The following is an 11,852-nucleotide window of genomic DNA, read 5'->3' on the forward strand; positions in this document are numbered from 1 at the left end:
CGGAGCGCCGGACCGGTCGACCAAACCGGCGGTCTCAGGAACCGCAGGCGGTGATCAGGGTCCGCACTTCCTCGGTGAGGGCGGCGGCCAGGACGTCCAGGTCGGGTACGGCCTTGGCGTCGGCGACCAGTCCGTAGTGGACGCGGCCGCGGTAGGTCGAGACGGCCACCGCCAGGGAGTGGCCGCGGGCCAGCGGGGCGAAGGGGTAGACCTCGGTGACCGGGTTGCCGCCGAGCTTCAGGCCGATGCCCGGCAGCGGGACGCTGGTGACCAGGATGTCGAACCAGAGCCGGGCGGCCTGGCCCGCCAGCGGTCCGCCGAGCCGGTGGCCGATCGCCGGCACATGGTCGGCGAGCAGGGCGACGGCGCCCGCGCCGCGGTTCGGGCCGGCGTCCTTGTTGCGGTCCATGGCGGTGCGGACCGCGTCGAGGCGGCCGAGCGGGTCGGGGTCGTCGACGGGAAGCCGTATCAGGTAGCCGGAGAGCCGGTTGCCCTGTGGGTGGGCGGTGCGCGGGCGGCGCTTGGAGACGGGGATGAGCGCCCGGGGTGCGACGCCGTCGCTGCCGTCGCCGCGCTCGTCGAGCCAGCGGCGCAGGGCGCCCGCGACGAGTGCGATCAGGACGTCGTTGACGGTGCCGCCCTGGGCCTTGCGCACCCGCTGTACGTCGTCGAGGTCGATGACGACACCGGCGGTGCTGCGGGTGCCGGTGGCCTCGGAGGTGAAGGCGGAGGAGGACCGCACGCCCAGGCCGGACACGGCCAGTGAGGCGCCGATGTCGAGGGCGCGGCCCACGTCGGACAGCGCGCCCCGGACCAGCCCGGGCAGCTTGCGCACGTCGGGCAGCAGACCGCGCTTCGGCTCCTCGGGACGGGGCCTGCGCTCCGGCAGGTCCATCGGGTCCATGATCGCGGCGGCGAGCGTCAGCGCGCGCAGCCCGTCGGCCAGGGCGTGATGGAACTTGAACAGTACGGCGAAGGAGACGCCGTCCTCGCCCGGCAGTACATGGGCCTCCCACGGCGGCCTGCCGCGCACCAGCGAGCGCTCCATGAGCCGGCCGGCCTCGGCGTGGAAGTCGGTGGTGGGCGCGTGCAGCCGGACGTGGTTGAGCGGGTCGAAGTCCGGGTCGGGCTCGCGGGTGGCGCTGCCGAAGGACATCGGCCTGAGCGGCGAGGGCTGCCACAGGTCCCGGATGCGCATCCGCAGTCCGGGCACCGCGGCGGCCCGGGAGGCGAGCAGGTCGGCGGCGTGGGCGCCGGCCGTGGGCGAGTGCGCGGAGAACACCCCGAGGGCACCGAGGTGCATGGGGTGCTCGGCGGACTCGATGTTCCAGAACGCCAGGTCGAGTGGAGCGAGCAGGTCAGTGGTCAATGGCTTGCCTCGCGACGACGGACGGGTGAGCCAGCAGTCAACCGCTCCGCAGAGATTACGGTCAAGTACGATCAGGCTACGCTCAGTTAACAGCAGATTAAGTCCCGTCCCCCTGTTGAGGGACGGGACTCATGTGACTGCTGAGGTCACTTCAGTGCAGGTGGCGCCGCCTTCGGTGACGTACCCCACTCAGACGGCTGCGAGCCGACCGTGAAGGCCAGCGAGCGCAGGGAGCGCAGCGAACCGGTCGTCAGGTACGTCCGGTCGTACGACGTGCCGTCCGTGCGGGCCGACTGGATGTACCGGTCGGTGGCCGAGGTGCCCTTCGCGGTGATGGTCAGGGCGCCGTGCGGGTAGTAGCGGCGGTCGAGGGTCAGGTCGACCCGGTCGAAGACCGGCGTGGACAGGCCCCAGGTGTCGTATCCGGGCTGCACCGGGAAGATGCCGATCGACGACAGCACGTTCCAGGCGGACATGGTGCCGAGGTCGTCGTTGCCGGTCATGCCGGTCGGGGTGTCCGTGAACAGGGTCAGCGCCGCGTGCACCACGTCGGTCGTCTTCCAGGGCTGCCCGGTCGACAGATAGGTGTACGGGGCGATCAGGTCGGGCTCGTTCTGCGGGTTGTACTTGTCGGCGTTGTAGTAGTCGTACGGGCCGTTGACCCACACCTCGCGGGCCGTCTTCGCCGGGTCGGCCAGCAGCTGGTCGTAGGCGAAGAACGAGTCGAGCCGCTGGTTCGCGGCCTGTTCGCCGCCGATCAGGTCGACCATGCCCGGCAGGTCCTGCGGCACCAGCCACTGGTACTGCCAGGACGTGCCCTCGTGGAAGCCCTCGCTCTCGGCCGGGTCGGCCGGGCCGGTGAAGGCGCCGGAGGCGTCACGGGCGCGGAAGAAGCCGGTGGACGGATCGAAGATGTGGCGGTAGCTCTGGGCCCGCTCGGCGTAGCGCGCCGCGTCGGCGTCGTGGCCGAGGTCGCGGGCCATCTGCGCGAGCATCGCGTCCGACAGGGCGTACTCCAGGGTCGCCGAGGCGCCGTGGTCGTAGTCCGAGTCGCCGGGCTTGGCGTGCGGGCGGCCCTTGATGTACGGCGCGAAGCCCTCGGAGATGTACTCCTTGTTCGCCTCGCGGCCCACGGCCGGCGAGTCGGCGGGCGGCACGCCGTCGGCGTTCTGCTTCAGCGCCTTGTACGCCCGCTCCTCGTAGCCCTTGAGCAGGCCCTGCTGGTAGGCGTTGGTCAGGAACGGGGTGACCGGGTCGCCGGTCATGATGTTCGTCTCGACCGTGCCGTAGCCCCACTTGGGCAGCCAGCCGCTCTCCTCGGAGATCTTGATCACCGAGATCGCCATGTCCCGGGCCTCGCGCGGCGCGAGCAGGGCGAGGAGCTGGGACTGGGTGCGGTAGGTGTCCCACAGGGACCAGTTCTGGTAGTACGTGAAGCCCTTGGTGCGGTGGATCTTCTGGTCCCAGCCGGTGTAGCGGCCGTCGACGTCGCTGCCGATGTTCGGCGCGAGGAACGAACGGTAGAGGGACGAGTAGAAGGTGCGCCGCAGGCTGTCGTCGCCGCCCTGGGCGCGCACGTCGTCGAGCCGGTCCTCCCACGCCCGCTGTGCGCGGTGGCGCACCGAGTCGAAGGAACGGCCGCCCTCGGCACGGAGGTTGAGGGCCGCGCCGCGCGCGTCGACATAGGACAGCGCGGTGGTCGCCTCGACCGTGCGGTCCTTGGTGGTGTCGAAGCGGACGTAGGCGCCGCCGGAACCCGTCGTCGAGCCCGGGGTCACCGTCGAGCCGTCCCAGGTGCCGTGGGCGGTGAAGGGACGGTCGAAGCGGGTGATGGTGTAGACGGTGTACGGCTTGGTGTCCTGGCAGAAGCCGCGGCCGGTGATGGCGGTGCGCACGGTGCGGCTGTCCAGGATCTCGACCTTGGTGGAGACCGTGGAGTGCAGCGACTGCCCGGCGTTCAGCAGGACGTTGGCCTTGTCGGTGGCCGGGAAGGTGTAGCGCTGCACGCCGGTGCGCGCGGTGGCGGACAGCTCGGCCTTGATGCCGGTCTTGAGGCCGACCTCGTAGTAGCCGGGGCTCGCCTGCTCGTCGTCGTGGCTGAAGCCTGCGGCGTACTTCGCGTAGTCCGTCTCCGTGACGTCGCCGGTGGTCGGCAGGACCGGGAGGTCTCCGCCGAGACCGCAGCCGACACCGGACAGATGGACCAGGGAGAAGCCGCGGATGTGGTCCTGGGAGTAGTCGTAGCCGGTGTTGTGGCCGGTGTCCGGCGAGAACTGCACCATGCCGAAGGGCACGGCGGCGCCGGGATAGGTGTTGCCCTCGTTCTCGGTGCCGATGAACGGGTTGACCAGGTCGGTGAGTCGGGCGTCACCCGGCTCGCCGGCGTGCGCCGTGCTCGGTACGGCGGCGAGGCCGACCGTGCCGAGCAGCGCGGCGAGCATCAGCGCCAGCCGGCGTCTGGAGCGGGGGAAATGCACGGATCCTCCCGATAACAACGTTGTCATGAACAGCAGTTGGCATGACAACACGGATTCCGCTTTCCCGTCCAGGGACATGACAAGGTTGGCTCGCGCGCTCAAGGGCGTGACAAAAGGGACGAGCGGAGGCCGCCACGCACGCGCGCGGCGGCCCACCGACCAGGGCAGTGACGGCCCGGCGCCTACGGCACCACTTGGCCCTTGCCCAGGGCGATGACCCCGCCCTGGGAGACGGTGTAGAGCTCCGCGTCCCGCTCCGGGTTGACGCCGATCGTCGCGCCCGGCGGCACCTGGACGTTCTTGTCCAGGACCGCGCCGCGGACGACCGCGCCACGGCCGACGTGGACGTTGTCGTGCAGGATCGAGCCCTGCACCACCGCTCCGGGGTCGACCACCACGCCCGGTGACAGCACGGAGCGCGTGACCTGGCCGCGGATCAGACAGCCCGCGCTGATGATGGACTCGCCGGCCATCCCGCCCGCGTTGAAGCGGGCCGGGGAGAGCTGGTTGGAGTGGGTGTAGATCGGCCACTGGCGGTTGTAGAGGTTGAACGCGGGCCGCTCGGCGATCAGGTCCATGTGCGCGTCGTAGTACGCGTCCAGCGTGCCGACGTCACGCCAGTAGCCCTGGTCGCGGGTGGTCTCGCCGGGCACGTGGTTGGCGCTGAAGTCGTACAGCTGCGCCTCGCCGCGGTCGGTGAGCTGGGGCAGGATCGAGCCGCCCATGTCGTGGACGGAGTCCTCGTCCTCGGCGTCCCGCTGCAGCGCCTCGATCAGCGCCTTGGTGGTGAAGATGTAGTTGCCCATCGAGGCGAAGACGCACTCGGGGTCGTCCGCCAGACCCGGCGGGTCGGCGGGCTTCTCCAGGAAGCGCTCGACCGACAGCCCGTCCGAGCCCGGGGAGATCACCCCGAACTGCGAGGACTCCGAGCGCGGGACGCGGATGCCCGCGACCGTGACGCCCGCCCCGCTCTCGATGTGCTGGGCGAGCATCTGGCGCGGGTCCATGCGGTACACGTGGTCGGCACCGAACACCGCGACGTACTCGGGGCTCTCGTCGTACACCAGGTTCAGGGACTGCAGGATGGCGTCGGCGCTGCCCAGGTACCAGCGCGGGCCGAGCCGCTGCTGGGCCGGGACCGGGGTGACGTAGTTGCCGAGCAGGCTGGACATCCGCCACGTGGTGGTGATGTGCCGGTCCAGCGAGTGCGACTTGTACTGCGTCAGCACGCAGACGCGCAGGATGTCGCCGTTGACGAGGTTGGACAGGACGAAGTCGACCAGGCGGTACGTACCGCCGAAGGTGACCGCTGGTTTGGCCCGGTCGGCCGTCAGGGGCATCAGTCGTTTGCCTTCTCCGCCCGCCAGGACGATCCCGAGCACCGAAGGTCCGCCACGACGCATGGCCGCTCCCCTCACCGTGGTTGATCCATGCTTGCCCCTGCCCAGGGCGGTGTAAGCCTGTTCGAACCGGTGCCGTCCTCTCCACGGCCCTTCCTGTCTTCGGCCCATCCTGTCTAGTCGCGCTTGAGGATCTCCTCGTAAAGACGGACGGTACGGCGGGCGACGGCGTCCCAGCCGAACTCCCCCACCGCGCGCTCCCGGCCGGCCTCGCCCATCCGCCGGGCGGTCTCCGGGTCACCGATCACCGAGTCCAGCGCCCGCGCGAGGGATGTCTCGAAGTCGTCGTCGACGGTGACCAGCAGCCCCGTCCTGCCGTCGTCCACGACCTCGGGGATGCCGCCGACCCGGGAGGCCACGACGGGCGTCCCGCAGGCCATCGCCTCCAGGTTGACGATGCCGAGGGGCTCGTACACCGACGGGCACACGAACGCGGCCGCGTGGGTCAGCAGCTGGATCACCTCCGGGCGCGGCAGCATCTGGGGGATCCAGTGCACACCCTCGCGGACCCGGCTCAGCTCCTCGTGCAGCTCCCGGAACTCCCGGTCGATCTCCGGGGTGTCGGGGGCGCCCGCGCACAGCACGACCTGCGCCGCCGGGTCGATGTCCCGCACCGCGCGCAGCAGATGGGGCACGCCCTTCTGCCGGGTGATGCGGCCGACGAACAGGACGTAGGGGCGCTTGGTGTCGATGCCGATGCGCTGCAGGACGTCGGTGCCGTGGTCCGGGCGGTACAGCGTGGTGTCGATGCCGTTGTGCACGACGTGGACCCTGGCCGGATCGAGCGCCGGGTAGCAGTCGAGGATGTCCTCGCGCATGGCGCCGGAGACGGCGATCACCGCGTCGGCGGCCTCGACGGCGGTGCGCTCGGCCCAGCTGGACAGGGCGTACCCGCCGCCGAGCTGCTCGGCCTTCCAGGGACGCAGCGGCTCCAGGGAGTGGGCGGTCATCACATGCGGGATGCCGTGCAGCAGCTTGCCGAGGTGGCCCGCGAGGTTGGCGTACCAGGTGTGGGAGTGCACCAGCTCGCAGCCCTCGAGGCCGGCGGCCATCGCGAGGTCGACGGAGAACGTGCGCAGCGCGTCGTTGGCGGTGTCGAGGACGGCCCACGGGCGGTGGCGTACGACACCCACGCCGCGGCCCTCGCCCCAGCTGTGCACCTCGAGGTCGACCAGGGAGCTCAACTCCCGGGCGAGGAACTCCACATGGACGCCCGCGCCGCCGTACACGTCCGGCGGGTACTCCCGGGTCAGCAGTCCCACTCGCACCCGCAACCCCCAGCTCTCGGCGACCGGTTCCCTCATGGTCACCCAGATGTGTCGCGCGCGGAAGAGCACGGTGGCCGCGCGAAGCAACAGTCGCCGCAGAGCCCTCCGCCGGGCACGCGGTAGTACAGGCAGCAGCTGCGGCGCCGGAAGGCGGTGCCGGTGAGGGTGCCGGTGCCCGCCAGGAGGGGGTGGGCGAGGAGGGCGGCGGTGAGGGCGCGGGTGCGGGCGGAGGCACCCAGGACGCGGGCCGCTCCCGCGAGAGCCGAGGCCGCGTTGCCCCACAGCAACCCGGGCGCGATCCGGTAGTGCGTGCGCAGGGCCGCCGCCAGCGGTACGACGTGCCCGTGCAGGACGACGTCCGCGACCGTCCCGGGGTCGGCGGGCAGCGGGCGGACCTCGGACAGCCACAGGTCGTCGGGGGCGGCGGCGCCGGGGTCCCAGTGCAGCAACCCGGGGTCGAGGTCGGGGACCCGGCCGTACCGCTCCGCGCAGCCGAGCATCACCGACCACAGCCGTGCCACCAGGCCCTGTTGGGCGATCGAGGCCGCGACGCGCGGCTCGGGAGCACGCAGAACCGAGGCGACCTTTTCGACGCGGAAAGTTACGATGTTTCCGTAAACCTCCGACGGCCGGTTTTCATACGTCTGCGCGAGCGCCGGCGGTGGCTCGTCCGGCGTCCGGCCGGTGCGCAGGGCGAAGAAGCCGCCGAGCGGCGCGAGGGCGGCGAGATCGGGGTCGAGGTCCACGAGGAGCAGTACAACACCGCCGACGACGTGCAGCGGTACCAAGGGCCCCAGGGGTCACCACTGGGGGCTCTGCACCCGCTGTCGCCCACCCTGGGGAGGACGGCGCCCGATTCGTACTCCATCGGTAGTAGGACCCATTGCCTGCTCAGGGACGACGACGGGAAGAGATCGACAAGGCATCGTGTTGGGTATGAAGGCGAACCGTTCGTCGCGCAGGGCCGACCGCCCCCGCCGCACGCAGAGGAGCAGCTCATGAGTGCCCTCGCGTTGTCCGTGCTCCTGTCGCTCGTCTCCGCCGTCGCCTACGCGGGCGGAGCGATCGTGCAGGAACAGGTGGCGGTGTCCTCCCCCGACCAGCAGTACGCGCCGCTGCGCCGCCCGACCTGGTGGGCCGCGGTGGCGCTGAACGGCCTGGGCGGGCTGCTGCACGTGGTGGCGCTGGCCTACGGTCCGCTCAGCCTGGTGCAGCCGCTCGGCGCCCTGACGATCGTGTTCGCGCTGCCGATGGCGGCGCTGTTCGTGGGCCGCAAGGCCGGCGCGACCGCCTGGCGGGGCGCGATCATGGCGACCGTGGGCCTGGCGGGTCTGCTGTCCCTGGTCGGCTCCTCCGAGTCGCAGTCGCTGTCGACGGCCCAGCGGGTCGGCGTGGCGGTGATCTCCGGCGGTGTGGTCGTGGCGCTGATGATCGCGGGCCGGGCCGCCCACCGGCACCCGGCGGTGCGCAGCATGCTGCTCGCGACCGCGTCCGGTATCGCCTTCGGCATGTCCTCGGTGTTCACCAAGACCGTCGCGGTCGACTGGACCGGCGGCGTCTCCGCCTCGGACCTGCCCTTCCTGGCCGTGATCGGCGTCTTCGCCACCGCCGGAATGCTGCTGTCCCAGGCCTCCTACCGGGGCGCGGGACTCGCCGCCCCGCTGGCCACGCTCACCGTGGTGAACCCGGTGGTGGCGGCCGCGGTCGGCATCACGATGTTCGGCGAGACCTTCCGCTACGGCTCCACGGGCACGGCGCTCGCGCTGAGCTGCGGCGTGGTCGCGGCGGGTGGCCTGATCCTGCTGACCACGGAGCGCATCGCACGCGCGGCCTCCCCGGCCGCACCGGAGGAGCCCGTCACCGGGCCGACGCCGGTCGAGGAACTGCTCGCGACGATCCCGGAGCAGCCGGAGCCCCTGGAACAGCCGGAGACGGTCGTGCTCGTCGAGGAGGCGCGCGCCGCGGCCACGGAGGAGGCCCTCGTCTCCGTACGGGAGGAGGCTCTCCTCTCCGCGCGGGAGGACACACTCGTCGCCGCCCAGGAGGACGTGCTCATCGCCGCCGCCCGGGAAGAGGCCCCGGTTCCGGTACCGGAGGAGGCCCTGGTCCCCGCCCAGGCGGGACCCACGGTCCTGGCCGTCGCCTACGACGAGGACGACGCACCGTCCGCCGACCCGGCCCGCTACCGCTTCTACGGCCCCTTCTACGGCGGCTCGTACGTCCCGGCGCCGGACCTCGACCGGCACCGGGTGCGCGTCAGATCCTGACGCCCTTGGCCCTGAGATAGGCGACAGGGTCGATGTCGGAACCGAAACCGGGCCCGGTCCGCACCTCGAAGTGCAGATGCGGGCCCGTGGCGTTGCCGGTCGAACCGGAGCGTCCTATGCGCTGCCCGCCGCCGACACTCTGCCCGGACCGCACGGAGATCGCCGACAGATGGGCGTACTGGGTGTAGCGGCCGTCGGCGTGCCGGATCACCACCTGGTAGCCGTAGGAGCCGCCCCAGCCCGCGGAGACCACCCGGCCCGGCGCGACCGCCTTCACGGTGGTGCCGGTGGCGACGGGGAAGTCGACCCCGGTGTGATAGCCCTTCGACCAGGACGAGCCGGCCACGTGGTACGGGGTGCCGAGGGGGCCGGCGACCGGGGCGACGAGCGAATGGCCGCCGGTGGTGTCCCGGGTGGTCTTCTTCTCGGCGGCTTCCTCGGTGGCCGAAGAGGCCTTCTTCGTCGACGACTTGGACGACGACGTGCCGCTGGTGCCGGTGGTGTGCGTGGTGGGGGCCCTGCCGTGCAGGTTCAGCCGCTGTCCCGGCAGGATCAGGTCCGGGTCCGAGCCGATGGTCCGGCGGTTCGCCGCGTACAGCCGCTGCCAGCCGCCGCTGACACGCTCGGTCTCGGCGATCTCGGAGAGGCTGTCGCCGCGCACCACGGTGTACATCTCGGCCGTTCCCGCCCGGGACTGGGGCGTGGACTGCGGCTGCACGTCCCGCACCGAGGTCTTCCTGCCGGACTTCTCGCCCGCTGTGCCGGTCGTGGTGCCGGCGGGGTGGATGTCCGGGGTGTCGCCGCCCCGGGTCAGCCCGGCCTTCACCGAGCACACCGGCCAGGCGCGCGGCCCCTGTCCGTCCAGGACCTTCTCCGCGACGGCGATCTGCTGGTCCTTGGTGGCCAGATCCGCCCGCGCCGCGTATTTCGTGCCGCCGTAGGCCTCCCAGGTGGACTGGGTGAACTGCAGGCCGCCGTAGAAGCCGTTGCCGGTGTTGATGCTCCAGTTGTTGGTGGACTCGCAGGCGGCGACCTTGTCCCAGGTGGACACGTCGGCCGCGTGGGCGGTGCCGGTGCCGATCAGCGGGATGGCCATGCCTGCGCTTCCGGCGGTGACGGTGAGTGAGGCGCGGTTGATCCTGTTCGGCTGATACCGGCGATGCCGGCCCCGTACGGCCATGGAGATCCCCCTCGACATGCGTCAGGAGGGCCAAAAGTAAGCGCCGCGAACAGGCCATGACAAGACGGCAATCGGCCGCCCTGACAACACAAGCATCCAGGAATAGACGGGAGTTGCACGACGGCTGAGGCGGGTGGGGCCCGGCGTGCGTATCTGCGTACGTCAGGTCCCGCACCCCGGACATGCGCCCGGCGAACCGGCACGTCAGGATGGTCGCTGGGGCGATACTGACGGGCACGACCGGGCAGCACCGATATCGGATTCTTAGGAGCCAAACCGAATGAGCACTTCAGCCCAGATCGGCGTCACGGGACTCGCGGTCATGGGCCGCAATCTCGCCCGCAACTTCGCGCGCAACGGCTACACGGTCGCCCTGCACAACCGGACGGCGGCGCGCACCCACGCCCTGGTGGAGGAGTTCGGGAACGAGGGCGACTTCATCGCGGCCGAGACCGCCAAGGAGTTCGTGGCGGCGCTGGAGCGGCCGCGGCGTCTGGTCATCATGGTCAAGGCCGGTGAGCCCACCGACGCGGTGATCCACGAGTTCGCGCCGCTCCTGGAGCCCGGCGACATGATCATCGACGGCGGCAACGCGCACTTCGCCGACACCCGGCGCCGGGAGCGCGAACTGCGCGAGCAGGGCATCCACTTCGTCGGCATGGGCGTCTCGGGCGGCGAGGAGGGCGCGCTGAACGGGCCGAGCATCATGCCGGGCGGCCCCACCGAGTCGTACGACTCCCTCGGCCCGATGCTGGAGAAGATCTCGGCGAAGGCGGCGGACGGCTCGCCCTGCGTGACGCACGTCGGTCCCGACGGCGCCGGGCACTTCGTGAAGATGGTCCACAACGGCATCGAGTACGCCGACATGCAGCTGATCGGCGAGGCGTATCAGCTGCTGCGCGATGTCGCCGGGTACTCGCCCGCGCAGATCGCGGAGATCTTCCGCACCTGGAACACCGGGCGCCTCGACTCCTACCTGATCGAGATCACGGCCGAGGTGCTGTCGCACGTGGACGCCGCGACGGGCAAGCCCTTCGTGGACGTGGTGGTGGACCAGGCGGAGCAGAAGGGCACCGGCCGCTGGACCGTCCAGATCGCGCTCGACCTGGGTGTTCCGGTCTCCGGTATCGCGGAGGCGGTCTTCGCCCGCTCCATGTCGGGCCACGCGGCGCTGCGCGAGGCCTCCCGGGGCCTGGCGGGCCCGAAGGCGACCCCGCTGTCGGAGGCCGAGGCGGGCGCCTTCGCCGACCGCGTCGAGCAGGCGCTGTACGCGTCGAAGATCGTGTCCTACACCCAGGGCTTCCACGAGATCTCGGCGGCCCGCGAGGAGTACGGCTGGGACATCGACCTCGGCGAGGTCTCCGCGATCTGGCGCGGCGGCTGCATCATCCGCGCGGCCTTCCTCGACCGCATCCGCGCTGCCTACGACGCCCGCGCCGACCTCCCGAGCCTCCTGTCGGACGAGACCTTCGCCCGCGAGATCGCCGACGCCCAGGACGACTGGCGCGAGGTGCTGATCGCGGCGACCCGCCAGGGCGTCCCGACCCCGGGCTTCGCCGCAGCCCTGGCGTACTACGACGCCCTGCGCGCCGAGCGCCTGCCTGCGGCGCTGACGCAGGGGCAGCGGGACTTCTTCGGGGCGCACACGTATCGGCGGGTGGACCAGGAGGGGTCGTTCCACACGTTGTGGGGTGGGGATCGCTCTGAGGTGTCCGCCTAGTGCGGTGGGGGGTTCTGTCGTCGCGCGAGTGACGGTCCTCGGTGGCTGATCGTGCAGTTCCCCGCGCCCCTTGAAAGGGCGTTGCGGTGGGCGGTGTTTTTGCGCCGCCCACCGCTTTGCGTTTTCGGTCCCGCTAACTCAGCGGCGAGCCCGGCTCCGGGTTCGGTACTG

At 71.3% G+C, this 11,852-nt stretch carries 8 protein-coding genes; 2 read left to right on the forward strand and 6 right to left on the reverse strand.

The window, feature by feature from the left end:
* Positions 1-34: 34 nt before the first annotated feature.
* The 5 genes from MQN93_RS40290 to MQN93_RS40310 all read right to left on the reverse strand — a co-directional run bounded on the left by MQN93_RS40290 (position 35) and on the right by MQN93_RS40310 (position 7,260).
* On the reverse strand, positions 35-1,369 hold the full coding sequence (locus tag MQN93_RS40290) for a wax ester/triacylglycerol synthase family O-acyltransferase (RefSeq protein WP_242713401.1): 1,335 nt from the start codon (positions 1,367-1,369) through the stop codon (positions 35-37).
* 146 nt (positions 1,370-1,515) lie between these two features.
* Positions 1,516-3,810, reverse strand: a complete 2,295-nt coding sequence (locus MQN93_RS40295) for a GH92 family glycosyl hydrolase (protein WP_242713406.1) — start codon at positions 3,808-3,810, stop codon at positions 1,516-1,518.
* A gap of 218 nt (positions 3,811-4,028) precedes the next feature.
* On the reverse strand, positions 4,029-5,249 hold the full coding sequence (gene glgC, locus MQN93_RS40300) for a glucose-1-phosphate adenylyltransferase (RefSeq protein WP_016431133.1): 1,221 nt from the start codon (positions 5,247-5,249) through the stop codon (positions 4,029-4,031).
* Between the two features lie 113 nt (positions 5,250-5,362).
* Entirely contained in the window at positions 5,363-6,514 is a 1,152-nt protein-coding gene (gene glgA, locus MQN93_RS40305) for a glycogen synthase (protein WP_242713407.1), read from the reverse strand.
* 38 nt (positions 6,515-6,552) lie between these two features.
* A complete protein-coding gene (locus tag MQN93_RS40310) occupies positions 6,553-7,260 on the reverse strand; it encodes a (2Fe-2S)-binding protein (protein WP_242713402.1) in 708 nt (235 codons plus the stop codon).
* 252 nt (positions 7,261-7,512) lie between these two features.
* Between MQN93_RS40310 and MQN93_RS40315 the strand changes: the two genes are divergently transcribed.
* Entirely contained in the window at positions 7,513-8,781 is a 1,269-nt protein-coding gene (locus tag MQN93_RS40315) for a DMT family transporter (RefSeq protein ID WP_242713403.1), read from the forward strand.
* Here MQN93_RS40315 and MQN93_RS40320 read toward each other — a convergent pair.
* A complete protein-coding gene (locus MQN93_RS40320) occupies positions 8,771-9,961 on the reverse strand; it encodes a transglycosylase family protein (RefSeq protein WP_242713404.1) in 1,191 nt (396 codons plus the stop codon). The two genes, MQN93_RS40315 and MQN93_RS40320, sit on opposite strands and share 11 nt — an antisense overlap.
* Positions 9,962-10,241: 280 nt before the next feature.
* Here MQN93_RS40320 and gnd point away from each other — a divergent pair, with 280 nt between their 5' ends.
* Positions 10,242-11,681: an NADP-dependent phosphogluconate dehydrogenase gene (gene gnd, locus MQN93_RS40325; RefSeq protein ID WP_242713405.1), complete on the forward strand. Its 1,440-nt coding sequence runs from the start codon at positions 10,242-10,244 to the stop codon at positions 11,679-11,681.
* The last annotated feature ends 171 nt before the right edge of the window (positions 11,682-11,852 follow it).

The organism is Streptomyces spinosisporus, assembly GCF_022698145.1.
Lineage (GTDB): Bacteria > Actinomycetota > Actinomycetes > Streptomycetales > Streptomycetaceae > Streptomyces > Streptomyces spinosisporus.